This is a genomic window from Anoxybacillus ayderensis (assembly GCF_013761015.1).
GTDB lineage: Bacteria > Bacillota > Bacilli > Bacillales > Anoxybacillaceae > Anoxybacillus > Anoxybacillus ayderensis.
Window position 1 is genome coordinate 268,755 of the sequence record NZ_JACDUV010000001.1, and the last position, 20,218, is coordinate 288,972.

Annotated in this window: 23 protein-coding genes; 21 read left to right on the top strand and 2 right to left on the bottom strand. The window is 43.7% G+C overall.

What is annotated here, in order from left to right:
• Window positions 1-28: 28 nt before the first annotated feature.
• Together HNR63_RS01320 and HNR63_RS01325 are read right to left on the bottom strand one after the other, a co-directional pair.
• Entirely contained in the window at window positions 29-1,015 is a 987-nt protein-coding gene (locus HNR63_RS01320; protein ID WP_181519562.1) for an LCP family protein, read from the bottom strand.
• Window positions 1,016-1,113: 98 nt separating this feature from the next.
• On the bottom strand, window positions 1,114-1,755 hold the full coding sequence (locus tag HNR63_RS01325) for a YigZ family protein (protein ID WP_181519563.1): 642 nt from the start codon (window positions 1,753-1,755) through the stop codon (window positions 1,114-1,116).
• 195 nt (window positions 1,756-1,950) lie between these two features.
• Between HNR63_RS01325 and HNR63_RS01330 the strand changes: the two genes are divergently transcribed.
• From HNR63_RS01330 to HNR63_RS01430, 21 genes are all read left to right on the top strand, one after another.
• Entirely contained in the window at window positions 1,951-3,117 is a 1,167-nt protein-coding gene (locus HNR63_RS01330; protein WP_042535013.1) for a sensor histidine kinase, read from the top strand.
• Window positions 3,114-3,794: a response regulator gene (locus HNR63_RS01335; RefSeq protein WP_085789259.1), complete on the top strand. Its 681-nt coding sequence runs from the start codon at window positions 3,114-3,116 to the stop codon at window positions 3,792-3,794. Before HNR63_RS01330 ends, HNR63_RS01335 begins: the two co-directional genes overlap by 4 nt.
• Before the next feature lie 98 nt (window positions 3,795-3,892).
• Entirely contained in the window at window positions 3,893-4,735 is an 843-nt protein-coding gene (locus tag HNR63_RS01340) for a DegV family protein (protein WP_181519564.1), read from the top strand.
• Between the two features lie 66 nt (window positions 4,736-4,801).
• On the top strand, window positions 4,802-6,142 hold the full coding sequence (locus tag HNR63_RS01345; protein ID WP_181519565.1) for a DEAD/DEAH box helicase: 1,341 nt from the start codon (window positions 4,802-4,804) through the stop codon (window positions 6,140-6,142).
• On the top strand, window positions 6,139-6,807 hold the full coding sequence (locus HNR63_RS01350; protein WP_181519566.1) for a ComF family protein: 669 nt from the start codon (window positions 6,139-6,141) through the stop codon (window positions 6,805-6,807). The genes HNR63_RS01345 and HNR63_RS01350 overlap by 4 nt, the downstream gene beginning before the upstream one ends.
• 82 nt (window positions 6,808-6,889) lie before the next feature.
• Window positions 6,890-11,179 (top strand): metal-dependent peptidase, encoded by a 4,290-nt coding sequence (locus tag HNR63_RS01355; protein WP_246316697.1) that lies wholly within the window; start codon window positions 6,890-6,892, stop codon window positions 11,177-11,179.
• Window positions 11,176-11,463 (top strand): EscU/YscU/HrcU family type III secretion system export apparatus switch protein, encoded by a 288-nt coding sequence (locus HNR63_RS01360; protein WP_009362432.1) that lies wholly within the window; start codon window positions 11,176-11,178, stop codon window positions 11,461-11,463. The genes HNR63_RS01355 and HNR63_RS01360 overlap by 4 nt, the downstream gene beginning before the upstream one ends.
• Before the next feature lie 58 nt (window positions 11,464-11,521).
• Entirely contained in the window at window positions 11,522-11,935 is a 414-nt protein-coding gene (fliS, locus tag HNR63_RS01365) for a flagellar export chaperone FliS (RefSeq protein ID WP_181519567.1), read from the top strand.
• Between the two features lie 13 nt (window positions 11,936-11,948).
• Window positions 11,949-13,085 carry a flagellin N-terminal helical domain-containing protein gene (locus tag HNR63_RS01370; RefSeq protein WP_181519568.1) on the top strand — a complete coding sequence of 379 codons (1,137 nt, stop codon included), beginning with the start codon at window positions 11,949-11,951 and terminating at the stop codon, window positions 13,083-13,085.
• An 82-nt stretch (window positions 13,086-13,167) separates the two neighbouring features.
• Entirely contained in the window at window positions 13,168-13,605 is a 438-nt protein-coding gene (locus HNR63_RS01375; RefSeq protein ID WP_181519661.1) for a YaaR family protein, read from the top strand.
• A gap of 11 nt (window positions 13,606-13,616) precedes the next feature.
• Window positions 13,617-14,018: a TIGR03826 family flagellar region protein gene (locus HNR63_RS01380; RefSeq protein WP_181519569.1), complete on the top strand. Its 402-nt coding sequence runs from the start codon at window positions 13,617-13,619 to the stop codon at window positions 14,016-14,018.
• Window positions 14,019-14,083: 65 nt separating this feature from the next.
• Window positions 14,084-14,341 carry a flagellar biosynthesis anti-sigma factor FlgM gene (gene flgM, locus HNR63_RS01385; protein WP_085789576.1) on the top strand — a complete coding sequence of 86 codons (258 nt, stop codon included), beginning with the start codon at window positions 14,084-14,086 and terminating at the stop codon, window positions 14,339-14,341.
• 14 nt (window positions 14,342-14,355) lie between these two features.
• Window positions 14,356-14,808, top strand: coding sequence for a flagellar protein FlgN (locus HNR63_RS01390; RefSeq protein WP_181519570.1), 453 nt, complete (start codon window positions 14,356-14,358; stop codon window positions 14,806-14,808).
• 12 nt (window positions 14,809-14,820) lie between these two features.
• Window positions 14,821-16,332 (top strand): flagellar hook-associated protein FlgK, encoded by a 1,512-nt coding sequence (gene flgK, locus HNR63_RS01395; RefSeq protein WP_181519571.1) that lies wholly within the window; start codon window positions 14,821-14,823, stop codon window positions 16,330-16,332.
• Window positions 16,333-16,343: 11 nt separating this feature from the next.
• Window positions 16,344-17,216, top strand: coding sequence for a flagellar hook-associated protein FlgL (flgL, locus tag HNR63_RS01400; protein WP_181519572.1), 873 nt, complete (start codon window positions 16,344-16,346; stop codon window positions 17,214-17,216).
• A 14-nt stretch (window positions 17,217-17,230) separates the two neighbouring features.
• Window positions 17,231-17,785, top strand: a complete 555-nt coding sequence (locus HNR63_RS01405) for a DUF6470 family protein (protein WP_085789580.1) — start codon at window positions 17,231-17,233, stop codon at window positions 17,783-17,785.
• 13 nt (window positions 17,786-17,798) lie between these two features.
• Window positions 17,799-18,236 carry a flagellar assembly protein FliW gene (gene fliW, locus HNR63_RS01410; RefSeq protein ID WP_181519573.1) on the top strand — a complete coding sequence of 146 codons (438 nt, stop codon included), beginning with the start codon at window positions 17,799-17,801 and terminating at the stop codon, window positions 18,234-18,236.
• Between the two features lie 12 nt (window positions 18,237-18,248).
• The gene (csrA, locus tag HNR63_RS01415) at window positions 18,249-18,497 is read left to right on the top strand and encodes a carbon storage regulator CsrA (protein WP_085789581.1); all 249 of its coding nucleotides are present in this window, start codon (window positions 18,249-18,251) and stop codon (window positions 18,495-18,497) included.
• The gene (locus tag HNR63_RS01420; protein WP_009362420.1) at window positions 18,487-18,672 is read left to right on the top strand and encodes a hypothetical protein; all 186 of its coding nucleotides are present in this window, start codon (window positions 18,487-18,489) and stop codon (window positions 18,670-18,672) included. Before csrA ends, HNR63_RS01420 begins: the two co-directional genes overlap by 11 nt.
• Before the next feature lie 138 nt (window positions 18,673-18,810).
• Window positions 18,811-19,623, top strand: a complete 813-nt coding sequence (locus HNR63_RS01425; RefSeq protein ID WP_181519574.1) for a flagellin N-terminal helical domain-containing protein — start codon at window positions 18,811-18,813, stop codon at window positions 19,621-19,623.
• Between the two features lie 78 nt (window positions 19,624-19,701).
• Window positions 19,702-20,217: a hypothetical protein gene (locus HNR63_RS01430; RefSeq protein ID WP_181519575.1), complete on the top strand. Its 516-nt coding sequence runs from the start codon at window positions 19,702-19,704 to the stop codon at window positions 20,215-20,217.
• The last annotated feature ends 1 nt before the right edge of the window (window position 20,218 follow it).

A 20,218-nucleotide genomic window follows, 5' to 3' on the forward strand; every position in this document is an offset into this window, starting at 1 on the left:
AAGAGGATGTTCGACATCCTCTTTTTAATTATTGTAATTTAGCTATGTGGGGCGGCTTAGTGTCTAAATGTTCTTGAAGCGTTGATTGTATTTTTTGTAAAGACTCTTCTGATGGAACGAAATAATATACTCCATCGATGTATTCATCTTCCCCTTCAAATTTCAACGTTTCGATTTTTGATGAATTGAAATTGGAATATTTTGTCTTAAACGCAATAGCTTCACTAATAGACATATTTGTTTCTACGTTTTTCCCTATTTCTTCCATTATATCGTCAATTTTAAAGATAATGGAGGGCGAAGATAGCTTATCAATGACAGCTCGTACAATTTGTTGTTGTCGCTCGTTTCTTCCAAAATCTCCACGTGGGTCTTTTTTACGCATACGAGCATAGACGAGTGCTTCTTCTCCATCCAACTCCATCTTCCCTTTTTTGAAATAAAATTTTTTCCATTCGCTATTTATGTCATAAAAATCGAAAGGAACCTCCACTTCTACTCCACCGAGCTTATCAATGATGTTTACAAAACCTTCAAAATTTACAGTTACGTAGTAATCTATAGGGATATTTAACAAATGTTCAACTGTTTTTATTGTCGCTTCTTTTCCACCGAAAGCGTATGCATGATTAATTTTATCTTTCCGCTCTAGTTCAGGAATATATGTCTTCGTATCCCGCGGAATACTTAACATTTTCATCGATTGGTCTTTTGGATTAAAAGTAGCGACAATGAGTGAGTCTGATCTTCCCCTTTCTCCTTCTGTTGAATAATTTTCAATTCCCATGATTAAAATGGATATAGGATGATTTGGAATATGAACAGCTACTTGTTGGAAAATCGACTTTTCTTTCTCGTTTTTTAATTTTGAATATGAATGACTTGCTGCTTGGTACGTTTGGTAACCAATATATCCAATATAGAATAATACAAAGAAGGCAAAAACCGAGATAAAAAAAAGAAAAATTCTAGGTTTTCTCCTCCTTTTATATCGTTTCTTTACGGTTTGTCGCATAATCTTCTCTCCTTGACGTCATCTGGAGTATTTATTTCATTGCCTTCTAAATTATAAGGCGAGGTTTATAAAGATTCAATGAGAAAATCATTAATTGTTTAATCATTTTTAATATCAAATTCCACATATACATGCTCGCCCTCTGTGATGGTGCTTTTCCCGTTTGTCAGTTCTGTCATCCATGCGCGGAAATCGTCTTTTTGTTTTTCTTCGACGTATGTGTCGATCGTGACGTGTTCCGCATAATGAATGTCTTTCACTGCATAAATAGAGGCGCGTAGTTCATTTTCCACTTTCCCAAGCCATGTATAGTCAATCGTTGTATGCATGATGCGCATCAGTTTACGTTCGACAATGCCTGCGGCTTTTAGTCCTTCTGTCACCGCTTTTCCGTAAGCGCGCACAAGACCACCAGCGCCGAGTTTAATGCCACCAAAATATCGTGTCACAACGACGACGGTGTTTTTTAACTTTTTCTTTTTCAATACTTCAAGCATCGGAACGCCTGCCGTGCCGCTCGGCTCGCCATCATCGTTTGCTTTTTGAATGTGATCGTGTTCGCCGATCATATATGCCGAACAATTATGCGTTGCATCCCAATGTTTTTTCTTAATTTGTTGAATAAAGCGAATCGCTTCTTCTTCTGTTGTCGCGCGCTCGACATAACAAATGAAGCGCGATTTTTCAATGACGATTTCTGCCTCTCCATATCCTTTTACCGTATAGTATACCTCTAACAACGTGTAATCACCTCGAATGATTATTGGAATGTTGTGCGTTTGTTGTCGAAAAATGCTGATAGAAATAGGTGAAACATGCTATAATAAAGATTATAAAACGATATGCCCAATGTTCAAAGCAAGAAGAATATTCAAATAAAAGTCAGAAAAGTCATTTTGCTTGACTTTTGGTCATTTTTCCTTTAGGTGGTGTGTATGTCCAATAAAAAAATAAATGCAAAAGAGCTCGACCGAATTGTAAAAAAAATGATTGAAACGGTCGACCAAAGTAAAGCGGAAATTTTTCATATTAGCGAACAGTCACGCAAGGAACACGAACGACTGCTTGAAGAGCTCCGACAAACAAAAGAAGAAGTGAAACGCGTCATTGATCAAACAGATCACTTAGAAATGAAAGCGCGGTTGGCTCGGCAACGATTATCCGATGTAAGTAAAAACTTCTCCCGCTATACGGAAGATGAAATTCGCCAAGCGTATGAGAAAGCGCATTCTTTACAAATGGAATTAGCGATGGCGCAAGAGAAAGAAAAACAGCTTCGCCAACGTCGCGATGAGTTAGAAAGACGGCTTGCTTCTGTGAAAGAAACGATTGAGCGAGCCGATCATTTAATTGGTCAAGTGACGGTTGTGCTAAACTATTTGAACGGAGATTTCCGCGAGCTGAGCGAGTTTATTACTGGCGCAAATGAAAAACAGGAATTTGGACTTCGTATTATTGAGGCACAAGAGGAAGAGCGGAAGCGATTGTCGCGGGAAATTCATGATGGACCTGCGCAAATGCTCGCGAACGTCATTATGCGTTCCGATTTAATTGAACGCATTTACCGTGAACGCGGTGCGGAGGAAGCGATTCGTGAAATGCGTGATTTAAAAAAAATGGTGCGTTCCGCTTTATACGAAGTGCGCCGCATTATTTACGATTTACGTCCAATGGCGCTTGACGACCTCGGTTTAATTCCGACGTTAAAAAAATATTTACAAACGATCGAGGAATATCATAAAAAAACGATTACGTTTACATACATAGGAGAAGTACGCCGCTTATCCGATCGTTTTGAAGTCGCTATTTTCCGCCTCGTGCAAGAAGCGGTGCAAAATGCGTTAAAGCATGCGGAGGCAAAGGAGATTCAAGTGAAAATGGAGCTAAAAAAAGATAGTTTGCTGATCGTCGTGAAAGATGATGGCAAAGGATTTAATCCGAATGAAAAAAAAGATAAAGCATTCGGATTAATTGGCATGCGTGAGCGCATCGAATGGTTAGAAGGAAAACTACATCTTTACTCACAACTTGGACGCGGAACGATTGTGACGATGACTATTCCGCTCCGTAAGACGGAAGAGAAAGGGGAACGACAGCTATGAAAACGCGCATCGTTTTAATTGATGACCATAAACTATTTCGAGAAGGAATTAAACGCATTTTAGATTTTGAACAAGATTTTGAAGTCGTCGCGGAAGGAAGCGATGGAGACGAAGCGTTGGCGCTTGTCGAGCAATATAAGCCAGATGTCGTCATTATGGACATTAATATGCCACATGTCAATGGGGTAGAGGCAACGCGTCAACTCGTTGAGGCGTATCCGGATACAAAAGTGATCATTTTATCGATTCATGATGATGAAAGTTACGTCATGCATGCGTTGCAAACGGGGGCGATGGGATATTTGTTAAAAGAAATGGATGCAGATGCCTTAATTGAAGCGGTTCGTGTTGTGGCAGAAGGCGGTTCGTACTTGCATCCGAAAGTGACGCATAATCTTGTGAAAGAATATCGTCGCCTCGTTGCAGGGGAATCGATGGGACAAGAGAAGCAAAAACAAGACGTACGCCGACCGTACCATTTATTGACGCGCCGCGAATGCGAAGTGTTGCAGTTGTTAGCGGATGGAAAAAGCAATAAAGGCATTGCCGATGCGCTATTTATTAGCGAAAAAACGGTGAAAAACCATGTAAGCAATATTTTGCAAAAATTAAATGTGAACGACCGAACGCAAGCCGTTGTCGTTGCGATTAAAAATGGCTGGGTAGAAGTGAAATAAGGTTGTCGAATCGATTCGACAACCTTTTTCAATGCAAGGATAGTTATAATATAGTACAATGCAAGTAGGAAAAATTTTGGACAAGGAAGGTATAGGCGATGAAAACGGCGATTTTAACAGATAGTACTGCATATATCCCGAAGCATATTCGTGAACAGTTGAATATACATATCATTCCTTTAAGTGTTGTCTTTGGAACGGAGACGTATCGAGAAGAAATCGATATAAGCGCAGAAGATTTTTTTGACAAAGTTAAAACGAACGAACAACTGCCGACAACATCACAGCCGCCGATTGGACTATTTGTTGAAACGTTCGAACAGCTTGCGAAACAATACGACGCGGTCATTTCCATTCATTTATCAAGCGGCATTAGCGGAACGTATCAAGGAGCCGTTTCCGCAGGTCAAATGGTCGAAGGTATTCGCGTGTATGCATATGATTCGGAAATTAGCTGCATGATGCAAGGATTTTATGCGATGGAAGCGGCAGAAATGGCGCAAGCAGGTATGCATCCAGAGGCGATTATTGCGCGGCTAGATGAAATGAAACGATCGGTGCGCGCTTATTTTATGGTCGATGATTTATCGCATTTGCAGCGCGGCGGTCGATTAAGTGGCGCACAAGCGTTTATCGGCAGCCTTCTGCAAGTAAAACCGATTTTACATTTCGTTGATAAAGTGATCGTGCCGTTTGAAAAAATTCGTACACGTAAAAAAGCGTTAAGCCGAATAGAAGAGCTATTTGCGGAAGATGCGATGCTCGGCGTTCCGATGCGTGCGGTCATCATTCATGCGAATCGTGAAGAAGAAGCGCGTGCATGGAAAGAAAAGCTCGAACAACAATACCCGCACGTTGAATTTTTCCTTAGTTATTTCGGTCCGGTCATCGGCACACATTTAGGTGAAGGGGCAATGGGATTCGGTTGGTATAAAAAATAAACAGGAATTTTTTTGATTAGCGCGAATAGAAGAAGTGGGCGACTCGTCCACTTCTTTTTTAGTGGGGTGATTCGTTTGTATATGGCAGGCAAACAGTTGCTAAAGTCTGAACTTTCTTTTCCCTATGATGAGAAGTATGTTCAAGTTGTAGAAAGCATCGTGAAAACGAAAAAAGGGTATCGTTGTGTGCGATGCGACAACGAGGATCAACAACTTTTTGCGTCTTTTCCGTGCGCTCGTTGTGGACGTATATGTACGTATTGCCGAAAATGTGTCACGATGGGACGATGTAGCGAATGCAATCCGCTCGTCATATGGACTGGTCCAATTCCCTCCACCTCCTTTTCTTCACCGCTAAAATGGAGCGGTAAACTATCCCCAGCCCAACAACTTGCTTCCGATGAAGTGTGTCATGCGATTGATCGAAACGACTCATTGCTCGTTTGGGCCGTATGTGGTGCAGGAAAAACGGAAGTGTTATTTGCGGGAATCAATTTGGCGTTGTCGCACGGAAAGCGCGTTTGCATCGCCGCTCCGCGCACAGATGTCGTGTTAGAGCTAGCTCCGCGCTTGGCGAGCGTATTTCCATCGGTCGATATGGCGGCATTATATGGCGGTAGCCAAGACCGTGGCAAACTTGCTTCATTGACGGTGGCAACGACGCATCAATTGCTTCGGTATTATCGGGCGTTCGATGTCATGATTGTTGATGAAGTCGATGCGTTTCCGTATAGCGTTGATCCGATGCTTTCGTACGCCGTTGAACGTGCCCGAAAACCGACGTCTTCACTCATTTATTTAACTGCAACCCCAAACGAGCAATGGCAACATGAAGTAAAAAGCGGAAAACGAAAGGCGGCCATGATCCCAGCCCGTTATCATCGTCACCCGCTCCCTGTCCCTACATTCGAATGGTGCGGCAATTGGCAAAAAAAGTGGCGCCACCACCGTTTACCGCTATGTGTCATTCAATGGCTCCATGCACGTTTATCACAAAAGAAGCAAGCCTTTTTATTCGTCCCTCACATCGACTTTTTACAACAAGTCGTCCCGTACTTACAACAATTTCATCCTCTCATTGAAGGGGTGCATGCTGAAGATCCGAAACGAAAAGAAAAAGTGCTCGCTTTTCGTCGCGGACACATTCCTATTCTCGTCACAACGACGATTTTAGAGCGTGGGGTGACTGTGCCAAACATTGACGTCGCTGTGTTCGGTGCAGAACAACCGATTTTTACAGAAAGTGCGCTCGTACAAATTGCTGGACGAGTCGGGCGAAGTGCGCAATATCCGACAGGTGACATTCGCTTTTTTCATTTTGGAAAAACGAAAGCAATGCTTAAAGCAAAGCGCCATATTGTACGTATGAACGATGAAGCACGAAAGCGAGGGTTGCTTGACGAATGAAATGTGTCATTTGTCATGATGATTGGATGCCGAAAATGTCTTTTTCGATCTTTTTGACGCTTCGGCAAGAGGATGTTTGTTGCCCGCGTTGCCGTGCACGCTTTATTCGTTTAGAAGGGAATCGTTGTGAGCGATGTAGCCGTTTAACTGATCAGGCGGTATGTGAAGATTGCATCGCGTGGGAAAAACGAAAAAGTGTTTTGAAACAAAATGTCTCGGTGTATATGTACAATGATTGGATGAAAGAAGTGATGAACCGTTTTAAATTTCGCGGCGATTATGCGCTTGTCGAAGCGTTTCGTCACGATGTTCGCGCCGTTTTTTCTAAACATTTTTCTTCCGATGTATGCCTCGTGCCCATTCCTCTTAGCCCTTCTCGACTAGCTGAACGCGGATTTAATCAAGCGGAGGCGATCGCTTCCCTTTTGCCATTGCCGATGATTTTTGCTTTGCAACGTATCGATGATGAAAAACAATCAAAAAAAACGAGACGTGAACGTTTCACTGGACGGAAGTTTTGTCTCACCGGAGAAAATGTGGCAGAAAAGCGCATTGTGATTGTGGATGATATTTACACGACAGGCGCAACGGTGCACGAAGCAGCAAAACTTCTGTATGATGCAGGGGCGCGTGATATTTGTTCGTTTACGCTCATCCGTTCATAGTTGGGAACAAAATCCCATTGAAAAGTGCGCAACGATGGTCGATATAAAAAGTAGGAATATTGGAGAACGGAGATGGGTCGTTATGGAAATTCGCGGATACGGACATTATCGCTCGGCATCCTCATCGTCAACGACTGTGACGTTAAAAGCCGGAGATGTGTATGAAGCGGTCGTGAAAGAGCAAGTAAGTGAAAAAGAAGCGATCGTGCAATTGCGAGGGGTTGACATTCGGTTTCGTTTTGAAGGAGACGTGCCGCCTTCTGGAAGAGTGAAAGTGCAAGTGACAGGTGGGAATGGAGATGTGGTCGAAGGGAAGGTTGTGACACCTCCTTCCACATCATCATTTGAAACGTTTGAAACGCCTGAACTTCGCCAAGCGGCAACGATCGTCGCTCAAAAGCAACTGCCGCTCACTCGCGAAACGGTAGAGGCATTGCGCACATTTTTAGCAGAAGGGAAAGGAACGGTTGAACAAAAATTAGAAACGATTCAAATTGCCGCAAGTAAAAAGCTTGATATGACAGTAAAGCAGTTACAAGCGGTTCATGAAGCACTCCACGGCAAGCCGTTAAGTGAGTCGCTACATGATATCGTGCGCGCCATTGACGCACATTTTTCATTTACTCCAATCGCTAAACAACCGTCGCAAACGATTAGCGAATTACGTACACAGCTACAACAAGAAAAAAATATCGATCGCGTCATCGAATGGACGAAACAGTTTGCCGAAGAAAACGGGCATGAGGAGATTGCGAAAGCTGTTCGTGAAGCGACTGTACTGAAAGAGAGAGGTCATGAATCGTTTGCCCGCAGCCGCATTATGCAAGCTATCGCTATGGCAGAAGTGAACGAAAAGAAAACGAATGACGTACAAACAGAACGGGCAACGACGCAAGAGAAACAGTTGCAAATCATTCGTCAACAAATTGAACGTGAGCCGATTGTCGCCAAAGCGATCGCTATCGCAAAAGGAAGTGACGTCGTTCGTCAAACGCTCGGTCCAGCGTTACAAGAGGCAGAACAGTTGTATCGCTCAGGCCAACCACTTAGTGCCAAACAACGATTGCTTGAAGCGTTTGCTTCTGTAGAGAAGAAGGAAGACGTTCCGGTACAACCGTCCTCACCTGTACAAAAGCAAGTCGTCGATGAAGCGAAACGCATCGTGCGCACTGCTCGCAATGTTGAAGATGCGGTTCGTCAGCTGAAAGAGACGATTTTACCACGCACCGAATCGAAGGAACTATATGAAGCCGTTGAACGTGTACAACAATTAGGAGAAAAAGCAAAAAACGACCTTATTCAAGCGTTACGTACAGTAGGGGATCAACCGAGTAAGTCAACATCGCCGTTAGAAACAAAAGAAATACAGCTGAAACAAGTGGTCGAGGTGCGGAAACAAACAGAAAGCGCTCCGAATGTGAGAGCAGTGGAGCCGCAAGTGAGAGAAGTCGCTCGTTCGTTGCCAACAGATCAGGCAGAGAAAGTCGCTCGTGCGCTCGAGCAGGCGAAACAGCTCGAGACGGCTGGACGAAGTGCGGAAGCTCGTCAGCAGTTGGTGCAGGCGTTACGTACGGTGGAAGAAGAAGCGACAGCGGAAGTGGTGCGGACAGCAAAAGAAGTGGTCCGAGCGAATGCGCCAACCACGGCGTTGGAAGCCAAAGAAGCACAACTGAAACAAGTGGTTGACGTACGGAAACAAGCAGAAAGTGCCCCAAATGTGAGAGCAATCGAGCCGCAAGTACGCGAAGTTGTTCGTACGTTACCAGCGGATCAAGGAGAGAAAGTCGTTCGTGCGCTTGAACATGCGAAACAGCTCGAGACAGCTGGACGAAGTGTAGAAGCCCGTCAGCAGTTCGTGCAAGCATTACGTACGGTGGAAGAAGAAGTGGTTGCGGACGTTGTGCGGACAGCGAAAGAAGTGATCCGAGCGAATGCGCCGGCAACGGCAGTAGAAGCGAAAGAATCGCAGTTAAAGCAAGTTACTGAAGTGCGTAAGCAAGCAGAAAGTGCATCGACTGTGAAAGCAGTGGAGCCACAAGTGAGAGAACTCACTCGTACGTTACCGGCAGAACAAGCAGAGAAAGTCGCTCGTGCGCTTGAACATGCGAAACAGTTGGAGACGGTTGGACGAAGTGTGGAAGCTCGTCAGCAGTTCGTGCAAGCATTACGTACGGTGGAGGAAGAAGCGACAGCGGAAGTGGTGCGGACAGCGAAAGAAGCGGTACGAACGAATGCGCCAACCACGGCGTTGGAAGCCAAAGAAGCACAACTGAAACAAGTGGTCGAGGTGCGGAAACAAACAGAAAGCGCTCCGAATGTGAGAGCAGTGGAGCCGCAAGTGAGAGAAGTCGCTCGTTCGTTGCCAACAGATCAGGCAGAGAAAGTCGCTCGTGCGCTCGAGCAGGCGAAACAGCTCGAGACAGCTGGACGAAGTGTAGAAGCCCGTCAGCAGTTCGTGCAAGCATTACGTACGGTGGAAGAAGAAGCGATTGCGGATGTCGTGCGGACAGCGAAAGAAGTGATCCGAGCGAATGCGCCAACCACGGCGTTGGAAGCCAAAGAAGCACAGTTAAAGCAGGTCTCTGAAGTACGGAAACAAACAGAAAGCGCTCCGAATGTGAGAGCAGTGGAGCCGCAAGTGAGAGAAGTCGCTCGTTCGTTGCCAACAGATCAGGCAGAGAAAGTCATTCAAGCATTAAATCAAGCAAAATTATTTGAAGCGGTTGGTCGTGGTGCAGAGGCACAGCAAAAGCTCGTGCAAACGTTACGTGCCATCGAACAACAGCTCGCGCCTGAATATGTCCATCGTGCAAATATGATTGCCGATCGCCTTGAACAACAAATGATGACGCTGACAGAAGCGGTTCGTGAGCTTCAAGGTGATGCGACACTTGCTAAACAACCAAATATGTCACAAACGCTTCAGCAAGTTACACAAATGCTCGACAAACAACGCCAACAGCTATTCACAGCCCTTGCAACGGCGGAAAATGGAAAACGTGCAACGAATGATGTACGTGCTGCTATCGCTCAAGCGATGAAAACGATACAAAAGGAGCCAAATGTGAAAGAAGCGCTAAACGTGGCGCGTGCGCAACTCGCTCAACATATGGAACCGTCACTTCATGAAGCGTTTGCTCGTGCTGATGAGCTTGCAGAAAACGGGCGAGAAATGGCCGCAAGACAAACGGTCGTTCAAGCGCTTCAACAAGTTGAACAGACGTTGTTGCCAAACAATATCTCAACAGCTGATGATGCGGCGTACGAATCGTTAGCTGCGCTCGGCTTGCAATCAAAAGATATTATCGTGCAAATGGTCACGAAACGGATGGCAGAAGCGACGAAACAGTTCCAACAAACGAAGCGCGATATGATGCGCAATTTAGATGCGATCGATCATCTCATTACTCAATACAAGCAAGCGGCGCGACCGCAAGCAAAACAATTGCTAGAAACGACGATTAAACAGCTCGACCAAACGATTTTAAAAAGCGATGCGATGTTGTTTGCCGATATGACGATGGAGAAAAAATTACTGCAAGCAAGTTCGCAATTGGCAGAGGCGAAAAAGCTGTTAGAGAAAGGGCAAATGGCGGAAGCGCAAAAAATCGTAAAACAAGTAAAAAGTACGCTTGAACAAATGCAATTTAAGCCGTCAGATGTGAAAGTGAAACATTTTGTTGACGCTCAGTCTCTTAAACAGCAAGCGCCAGAGCAAGCATTACTCGCGCAATGGAACGATGTTGTCCAACCGGAGCCGTCCGCGCGTCATATGCTACAAACGATTCGTCGCCTCGGCTTGATGCATGAAACCGATATGGCGAATGCACTCGTGTTTAACGGTGAAAGCGAACAAGCGGAAGAAACGATGAAAGGACTTCTTATGAAATTGGCGCAGACAGGTGGAGAAGCAGCGAAACAAGCAGAACAAGCGTTGACGAATATGACTGGGCAACAGCTGCTGAATAAAAACGATCAAGGAAGCGCGATGCAAACGCTCTTTTTTACGATCCCGTTGTTGCTACAAAAGGAAGTAAAAGATGTGAAAGTATATGTCAATGCGCGAAACGACGGAAAACGAGTCGATTGGGAAAACTGCAGTTTATACTTTTTACTTGAAACGAAAAAGCTCGGCGATGTCGGTGTGCTGTTAAGTGCGAACGAGCGAACAATTTCTGTGACGTTTCGTAACGATCGCGAAGATTTTGCAGAGCGCATGCGTCCGCTCGTGGAAACGGCGACAAAAAGGTTGGAAGACATCGGCTACCGCGTCGGTCACGTGCAATTTACGACGTTTGAGAAAAAAGAAGAAAAAATGAATGAGCCGAAACGGGCAACATGGACGGAGAAAGGATATGATTTCACAATATGATGTACTTTAACCAAAAACGAAAACGGGAAATAAACGGTCCGTCGGCGGCGGTCATTCGCTATGAAGAAGGAGATAAAGCGCCGACCGTCGTCGCTCACGGGCGCGGTTATGTGGCAGAAAAAATTATCGAACTCGCGAAACAAAACGGAGTGCCCGTCGAACAAGATGCCGCGCTCGTACAACATTTGCTTGATCTTGACCTTGGCGATACAATTCCTCCACAACTATACGCGGTCATTGCAGAAATTTTAATTTTAATTGAAAAAATGGAACGAAACTATTAAACATTGAAAAATCGTGACGATAAATAAAGTAGGTGAACGATAAAAGGAGAGTGAGCGCGTGGAATTTTTAACAGAAGAAGCGGTGTATAAAAAAACGCCGCAACAATTAACAGCGCTACTTTATGAAGGGTTAATTGAAAGTGTAGAAGAAGCGATCGCAAGCACAAAAAAAGGCGACTACATTCACGCCAATAAACGATTGCAAAAAGCAAACGATATTTTACAACGACTAGGTGTTGGGTTAAATTATGACGCAGGCATTATCGCTCATCAATTAGATGCGCTATACAACTATATGGCCGAGCGTCTTATTGATGCCAATATGAAAAAAGACGTAGCCATGATGCAAGAAGTGTTAACGATCGCCAAAGACATTGCGACAGCATGGAACGAGGCACTAAAAAAACAACCGACAACAAACGTTGCGGCAAAAAAAGCGGCGACATATGAACAATTTATTATGACAGAGTAAAGGAGAGGCAAAAATGAGAATTAACCATAACATTCAAGCCTTAAACGCTTATCGTAACTTAGCGGTCAACCAATCGAATACAGCGAAAAACTTAGAAAAACTTTCCTCTGGTTTACGCATTAACCGCGCAGCAGACGATGCAGCAGGGTTAGCCATTTCCGAAAAAATGCGCTCGCAAATTCGCGGATTAGAAGTCGCAGAACGCAACGCATTAGATGCCATTTCGCTTATTCAAACAGCGGAGGGGGCGTTAAGTTCTGTTCATAGCATGCTTCAACGAATGCGTGAGTTAGCGGTGCAAGCATCTAACGATACAAATACAGCTGAAGACCGTGCGGCATTAGATCAAGAAATCCAGCAGTTGAAAACAGAAATTACACGTGTAGCTACGTCAACTGATTTTAACAAAACGGCATTGCTTGATGGAACTTTTGGGACAAAAGTGGATCAAGATCCATTGAAAACGACTGCTTTATCGGTAACTGGGGTGGCAAATATCACAACTGGTGGCGGCTTAAAAGCAGGAACGTATAGTATTTCTTGGAATAGCACAGACAACATTTATGAGCTAACAAATGGTAGCGGTGCAGTGATTGGAAAAGCAACCGATTTGGCTGCGGCTGGTGCGGGTTCCGTTACTTTTAAAGGTTGGGATGACACGAACAGCAAATACACAGGGGTTTCATTGATTACGGTTACTACAAATGGCGCCTACACGCTCGGTAGTTTAACTGGCGATGTGGAAATCACAGGAACAGAAAGCAACTTCCAAATTGGTGCAAATGAAGGTCAAGTGGTTGGATTAAGCATAAGCGACATGACCACGACAGGATTAGGAATTGATTCAGTAACAGTAACCGATCATGCATCAGCTCAATCTGCGATTGTAGCTATTGACGAAGCTATCCGCAGAGTATCCGAAGAACGCGGCAAGCTCGGCGCTTACCAAAACCGTCTCGAGCACACAATCAACAACTTAAAAACAGCGCATGAAAATTTAACATCTGCAGAGTCACGCATTCGCGATACAGATATGGCGATGGAGATGACGAACTTTACGAAAAACAACATTTTAAACCAAGCAGCACAGGCGATGCTGGCGCAATCAAATCAGCTCCCACAAGGAATTTTACAATTGTTAAAAAGCTAATGGGTGAAAAGGGTAGGTCGATGCGACCTCGCCCTTTTTTTGTACGTGTGGCATAATAAAAAGAAAAAAGGTGTGAACGATGATGGAAGTGCAAAAAGTGTCGCGGGCGTCGTTGAATCGTGTCGAGAAAAAAGACGATGCGCCGATGGAATCGGTGTCGTTTACCGAAGTGATGCATAAGAAAAAAAGCGACGTGTTATTTGAACGTTTTCAAACGATGGCGCAAGAAATTGAAGCGCAAGGGAAAAAGTTAGCTGAGTCGCGAACGGTAGAAGATTTAAAAAAATATAAAAAGCTTGTGAAGCAATTTTTAGACGATGCGGTGAAAAATAGTTTGCAGCTCGAGGAACAGCGCGGATTTAGTCGCGGGGGACGGACGAAAATTTATAAGCTTGTGAAAGAAGTCGATCAAAAGTTAGTCGAGCTGACAAATGCGGTGTTGGAAAAAGAAAAAAAGGGGCTTGATTTGCTTGGGCTTGTCGGTGAAATTCAAGGATTGATTATTAATATTTACACGTGAGGGGGAGCAATATGTTAGATAACTGTCCAAAATGCGGAAGTTTGTTTGTGCGGACGCAATTTCGAGATGTGTGCGAGGCGTGTTATAAAGAAGAAGAAAAATTGTTTGAAAAAGTGTATGCATTTATTCGAAAACGGGAAAATCGAACGGCAACGATGCCACAAGTGGTGGATGCCACAGGGGTAGACGAAGCGTTAATTGTTAAATGGATTAAAAAAGGACGCCTGCAGCTCGTTCATTTTCCGAACCTCGGTTATCCGTGCGAAAAGTGTGGAGCAACGATACGCGAAGGGCGACTATGTTCAAAGTGCATTGGTGGTATCCAGAAAGAAATGACGAAAATTCAGCGAGAAGAGGAACGACAAAAACAAGCGAAACGTCAAACGACATATTTTACAGAGAGAGACGACTAAACATTTTTTTCTTTTAGCCGATAATAATCATAAGGAAAGAAGAACGGGAAAAGCGAGGTGGGATGATGAAAATTAATCGTATTCAGCCGATGAGCGTCAATCCGTATGAACGGACGTCGCGCGTTGAAAAGCCAACAAAAGCGACGAAAAAAACAGATCAAGTCGAAATTTCAAGCGCGGCGAAAGAATTGCAAGAAGCGGCCAAATTTTCTTCGGAACGGTTAGAAAAAGTGGAGCGGTTAAAATCAGAAGTGCAAGCAGGCACGTATGCGATCGATGCGCGTGCCATTGCAGAAAGCGTGTTGCGCTATTATAAACGATGACGGGGCGAATGAACATGATCGATCTTATGGAAAAGCTGCTGACATTTCACCGTGGACTGTTGCAGCTGGCACAACAAAAAACAGAAGCGATTAAAAAAAGCGACATTCATGCGTTACAACAAATGATGGCGAAAGAACAAAAATATGTCATGGCCATTCGTCAGCTCGAGAGCGAACGAATGAGCCTTCTTTCACATTTACCTGAAGAAGATCGGACGGTTCGTCGTTATGCGGAACAGTTGGAAGAAACGGAACGTACAAAGCTACTTCGACTAGCAGGTGACTTAAGCGAAACAATCGCACGGTTGAAAGAGCAAAACGAGCTCAATATGCAACTATTGCAACAGTCGCTTCAGTTCATTCATTTTACCCTTGATCTTATGATACCGAACGAACAAGATGTGACGTACGACCCGAAGCGAACGGACGAACTGCCGCCGCGGTCGTCGTTTGAAGCAAAAACGTAAGGGGGTTTTTTTGTGCTTTCAACATTTCATGGATTAGAAACGGTACGGCGCGGGATGACCGCCCAACAACAAGCGCTATACGTCACCGGGCATAATATCGCAAACGCCAACACACCGGGTTACTCGCGCCAACGGGTGAACTTTGAACAAACGCCGCCATATCCGTTTGCGTCGAAAAACCGTCCTGTCATGCCAGGGCAAATGGGAACAGGTGTGGAAGGCGGCACAGTGCAACGAATGCGCGAAGAATTTTTAGACGTCCAATATCGTGGCGAACATATGAAATACGGCTATTGGAATACGCGTGCAGAAGCGTTGTATAAAATGGAAGAAATTATGAACGAGCCATCAGACGAAGGGCTTGCGAAGACGCTTGACCGTTTTTGGCAGTCGCTTCAAGATTTAGCCGTCAATCCGTCAAACTCAGGCGCGCGCTCCGTCGTCCGTCAGCGCGGCATGGCAGTCGCTGAAACGTTCCATTATTTATCAAGCTCGTTAAAGTCCATTCGTGATGATATAAAAAATGAGCTTGATGTAACAGTGAAAGCTGTAAATTCATTGGCGCGTCAGTTAAATGACTTAAACAAACAAATTAGCGAAGTCGAAGTGCACGGCTATTTGCCGAACGATTTATATGATGAACGAAATCGGCTGTTAGATGAGTTGTCGCAATATGTGAACGTTAAAGTAACTCCTGTGCCAAGTGGCGGCAGTGCATTAAAAATTGCGGAAGGACGTTTTACGGTAGAGTTAGCCGATCGCAACGGTACATCTTTTGGAAAACTAGTGGATGGAAATACAGGTGTATTTAATGAAATAAAGGTCGAATATGAAACAACAGGAGAGAAATATGTAAATGAAATGAAATTAGGAAATGACTCCTTGAATTTTTTGAACTTCAAAGAGAATGGAAAAGTAGGGGCGTTACTCCATTCTTACGGATATGTCGGTGGTACAGGGCTGTACCCTGAAATGTTAAATAATTTAAATGCCATGGCAAAGGCGTTTGTTGATGAGTTTAATAGAGTTCATCAACAGGGAAAAGGATTGAATGGTTCTACAAATGTTCCCTTTTTCAAGTATACAGATCCAAATGATGTGATGGGTACACTAGGTATAGCAGATCAAATAGATCCGAAAAATGGATCTCTTGATAACATTGCAGCGGCTTCTTCAACAGGTGTCGGAACAGGGGATGGAAGTAATGCTCTAGCTCTAGCTGAAGTGAAAAATAATACACTTTCTATTGCAGGGAACACAACAACGATCCAAAACTTTTATGAAAGTTTAATTGGACAAATGGCAGTCAACGCGCAAGAGGCGAAACGGTTATCGGAAAATAGCGAAGTGCTTCGCCAATCGGTTGATGAACGACGCATGGCAGTTAGCTCCGTATCGCTCGATGAAGAAATGATGAATATGATGAAGTTTCAGCATGCATATAACGCCTCCGCGCGCATGATTACAATGATCGATCAAATGTTGGATAAAATCATTAACAATATGGGGATTGTCGGAAGGTAGGTGAACGGTAAATGCGTGTAACACAAATGATGCTTGCGAATAATACGCTTCGTAACGTAAGCAAAAGCTACGATAAACTCGGTACGTATCAACAACAATTGGCGACAGGGAAAAAAATTCATCGCCCATCAGAAGATCCGGTCGTGGCGATGAAAGGGATGCATTATCGTACGAGCTTAACGGAAATTGAGCAGTTTCAACGCAACCTTTCCGAAGCGTACACGTGGATGGAAAATTCGGAATCAGCGTTAGGTCATACAACAAGTGTATTGCAACGCGCTCGTGAGCTTGTCGTACAAGCGAAAAACGGCACGCTCGGTTCAGAAGACCGTCAAGCGATTGCGCGAGAAATTGAGCAGTTGAAAAAAGACTTAGTACAAGTCGCCAACACGAAAGTAGCAGGGAAATATATTTTTAACGGCACAAAAATTGAACAAGCGCCTGTGACAGACGGAACACCGCCAACTGTCAGCAATAACAACGATGATTTTATGATCGAAGTAGCAAAAGGTGTTAAATTAAAAATTAATGTCACGCCAAACAATGTGTTTAACCAAGGATTGTTTAATACGTTGCAGCAAATTGAAAACGAATTAGCCAGTCCAACAGGAAATTTAGACAACTTGCTTTCCAAATTAGACACACATATAAACGACGTCCTTGCCGAACGGGCAGAGTTAGGGGCGCGCGTCAACCGTTTAGAACTTGTTGAACAACGTTTATCTGAACAACAACTGATCGCTAAACGAATGATTTCGGATAACGAAGATGCGGATATTGAAAAAATTATTACAGAATTAAAGTCGCAAGAAAGCGTTCATCGCGCTGCGCTTTCTGTCGGTGCGCGCATCATTCAACCGACGCTCGTTGATTTTTTACGTTAAGGGGATGAGTTGAAATGAAAATCCCACAGCTAACGATGCAAGCGACATTTCCGCAACTATCGATCACGATTGAGCGCGGATATATGCATATGCGTCAACAACAAGCCGAGCTGTCGATTGAACAACCGAAACCGCAGCTGGAAATGAAAACGACGCCTCCGCGCTTAACGATCGATCAAACGGAAGCGCGTGCCGATGTCGACTTAAAACATATTTTTCGCCGCATTGAAGAAGCAGCGCAAGACGGTTATGCGAGCTGGTTATCATATTTAGAAACGACAGCGATGCAAGGCGATGAATTAATGCGCATTGAACAAGGTGGCGACGTGCTTGCGATGCAAGCGCAAGCGAACAGCGAGCGACCACCGTTTGACTATAACGTCGGGCTAATTCCACGCCCATTTAGCGTAAAAATCGGCTTTGAACAAGGGCGCATCGAGATGAATTGGCGAACGTCAGGAGCGCGCATTCATATCGAACCGCGCCCTGTACAAATCGACTATAAACCGAACGTCGTGCATATCGATTTAGCGCGTCATAACAACTTGCGCATCGATGTGAGCGTATAAATGAGGGATGAATATGAACATCGAAACGAAATATCACGGAACGGTTGAACTGTCTGACATGGCAATCGTTTCATTTGAAAACGGGCTACCCGGTTTTGAACATGAAAAGCAGTTTGCATTGTTGCCGATTCACGATTCACCATTTACGATTTTACAATCGGTACAAAATAAAGACGTAGCGTTTGTCATGATCGAGCCGTTTTCTTATTTTCCAACGTACGAAGTCGAACTCGGTGATGCGACGTGCGAACAATTAAACATTCAAGCAGAAAACGATGTCGCGCTATACGTCATTTTAACGGTTGCCGAGCCGTTTACAAACACGACGGCAAACTTACAAGCACCTGTCGTCATTAACGTTCACGAACGAATCGGCAAGCAAGTCATTTTAACAAATACACCGTATAAAACGAAACATCGCTTGTTTCCAGAAACGGTTGAAGCGAAATAAGGGGGCGAGAACATGCTTGTGTTAACGCGCAAATTAAAAGAAGCGATCCAAATTGGCGATGACATTGAAGTCGTCGTTCTCGCCATCGACGGCGATCAAGTCAAACTTGGCATTCGCGCACCGAAACATATTGACGTGCACCGAAAAGAAATATATCTCGCCATCCAACAAGAAAACAACGCAGCATCACTCGCCTCCATGACTTCGCTTCAACAGCTATCTCATCAATTAAAGAAAGGAGGGGAAGAAAATGAGCGTTAGCATCGGCGGTGTTCAAGTCCCTGGCGTCATCGCTCGCATCGTTCAAGACAACAAAGCGATCGCCGAACAAGCATTAAACGAAATCATTAACAAACATAAAGACGATCCAGCTCGCATCGTTAAAGAAATACAACAACCATCGCCGTTTTCACAATTTCTTGACATTAAAGTATAAAATTTTTTTCGCAACCTATTAAACTTTGAAAAAAACAACCGATAATAAACATGAGAGCAAGAAAGAAGGGCGGCCGACTTCATTCTTGCTAGCTAAACCACATGGACGTGGGAAAACAAATTCAAGGAGGAATACAAAATGAGAATTAACCACAACATCGCAGCGTTAAATACGCATCGTCAATTAACAATGGGAACAAGCGCAGCAGCGAAATCAATGGAAAAATTATCTTCTGGTCTTCGTATTAACCGTGCAGGCGATGATGCAGCCGGTCTTGCGATCTCTGAAAAAATGCGTGGACAAATTCGCGGATTAGAAATGGCTTCTAAAAATGCACAAGATGGTATTTCTTTAATCCAAACGGCTGAAGGAGCATTGAATGAAACACATGCAATCCTTCAACGTATGCGTGAACTTGCTGTTCAAGGTGCAAATGACACAAATACAACAGCAGATCGTGATGAAATTCAAAAAGAAATCGATCAGTTAGTAAGCGAACTCGATCGTATCGGTAATACGACAGAATTCAATACACAGAAGTTATTGAGTGGTGGAATTACAAACACAATTTTCCAAATTGGCGCTAACATTTCCCAAACAATCACAATTGCAATTAACGATATGCGCGCAAATGCCTTAGGTGTTGACTCTTTAACGGTCGATACTAATGCGAATGCAAACAATGCAATTTCTGCAATTGATCAAGCGATTAGCCGGGTATCTTCGGAACGTTCTAAATTAGGGGCTATTCAAAATCGTCTCGAGCACACAATTAATAACTTAGGCACTGCTGCTGAAAACTTAACAGCTGCGGAATCACGTATTCGTGATGTTGATATGGCGAAAGAGATGATGGAGTTCACGAAGAATAACATTCTTACACAAGCAGCTCAGGCAATGCTCGCTCAAGCAAATCAACAACCACAAGGTGTTCTACAGTTACTTCGCTAATATGAACAATTGATTTGAAAAGAGTAGATGGCCGACTTAAGTAGGTTATCTGCTCTTTTCATTAGGAGGAAGAACATAATGATTTTTGTTAACGGCCAAATGATTGCATCTGAAGGGACACATCACATGTTATTTACTAAACTAGAAGAATATATAAAAATAAATAATTTAGTTATTGTAGACGAAAATGATGTCCCTCTAGGAAGAGATGAAGTTTTTGCATTGATAAAAAAGAGTGAAAAGTGTTATTTGAAAGCTGTACAAACTAATCAGTTGCTTTCAGATTTTTATATGGAGCTAAACAGTTATATTGATAAAGTAGAAAGTTATGTAGACAGAGTCCGGGAGAATGAAAGAAATTTACATTCTATACCCACAGCTTTTATTAATATTATGGAAGCGCTTATTGAATTTTCCAGAATCCACTCTTATGTACAAACAAATATTATTGATTTGGAATTTTTAGAGGAAATATCTTTGAAATCCCTCCAACAAGTTCAACATGGGAATCTAGATTATATATTAGATCTGATTGATTACGAAATTGTTCCTCTGTTGAAAGATTTAAGAGATTCAATTGGAGAAAGGATTTAAT

Excerpts from the sequence above, each read along its gene's own strand:
- flgM (WP_085789576.1), top strand. The coding sequence starts at position 14,084 with ATGAAAATTAATCGTATTCAGCCGATGAGCGTCAATCCGTATGAACGG.
- HNR63_RS01425 (WP_181519574.1), top strand. The coding sequence starts at position 18,811 with ATGAGAATTAACCACAACATCGCAGCGTTAAATACGCATCGTCAATTA.
- HNR63_RS01320 (WP_181519562.1), bottom strand. The coding sequence starts at position 1,015 with ATGCGACAAACCGTAAAGAAACGATATAAAAGGAGGAGAAAACCTAGA.
- HNR63_RS01340 (WP_181519564.1), top strand. The coding sequence starts at position 3,893 with ATGAAAACGGCGATTTTAACAGATAGTACTGCATATATCCCGAAGCAT.
- HNR63_RS01370 (WP_181519568.1), top strand. The coding sequence starts at position 11,949 with ATGAGAATTAACCATAACATTCAAGCCTTAAACGCTTATCGTAACTTA.
- HNR63_RS01375 (WP_181519661.1), top strand. The coding sequence starts at position 13,168 with ATGGAAGTGCAAAAAGTGTCGCGGGCGTCGTTGAATCGTGTCGAGAAA.
- HNR63_RS01420 (WP_009362420.1), top strand. The coding sequence starts at position 18,487 with ATGAGCGTTAGCATCGGCGGTGTTCAAGTCCCTGGCGTCATCGCTCGC.
- HNR63_RS01405 (WP_085789580.1), top strand. The coding sequence starts at position 17,231 with ATGAAAATCCCACAGCTAACGATGCAAGCGACATTTCCGCAACTATCG.
- HNR63_RS01330 (WP_042535013.1), top strand. The coding sequence starts at position 1,951 with ATGTCCAATAAAAAAATAAATGCAAAAGAGCTCGACCGAATTGTAAAA.
- HNR63_RS01380 (WP_181519569.1), top strand. The coding sequence starts at position 13,617 with ATGTTAGATAACTGTCCAAAATGCGGAAGTTTGTTTGTGCGGACGCAA.
- HNR63_RS01360 (WP_009362432.1), top strand. The coding sequence starts at position 11,176 with ATGATGTACTTTAACCAAAAACGAAAACGGGAAATAAACGGTCCGTCG.
- HNR63_RS01355 (WP_246316697.1), top strand. The coding sequence starts at position 6,890 with ATGGAAATTCGCGGATACGGACATTATCGCTCGGCATCCTCATCGTCA.
- HNR63_RS01430 (WP_181519575.1), top strand. The coding sequence starts at position 19,702 with ATGATTTTTGTTAACGGCCAAATGATTGCATCTGAAGGGACACATCAC.
- fliW (WP_181519573.1), top strand. The coding sequence starts at position 17,799 with ATGAACATCGAAACGAAATATCACGGAACGGTTGAACTGTCTGACATG.
- HNR63_RS01335 (WP_085789259.1), top strand. The coding sequence starts at position 3,114 with ATGAAAACGCGCATCGTTTTAATTGATGACCATAAACTATTTCGAGAA.
- csrA (WP_085789581.1), top strand. The coding sequence starts at position 18,249 with ATGCTTGTGTTAACGCGCAAATTAAAAGAAGCGATCCAAATTGGCGAT.
- HNR63_RS01350 (WP_181519566.1), top strand. The coding sequence starts at position 6,139 with ATGAAATGTGTCATTTGTCATGATGATTGGATGCCGAAAATGTCTTTT.
- flgL (WP_181519572.1), top strand. The coding sequence starts at position 16,344 with ATGCGTGTAACACAAATGATGCTTGCGAATAATACGCTTCGTAACGTA.
- HNR63_RS01390 (WP_181519570.1), top strand. The coding sequence starts at position 14,356 with ATGATCGATCTTATGGAAAAGCTGCTGACATTTCACCGTGGACTGTTG.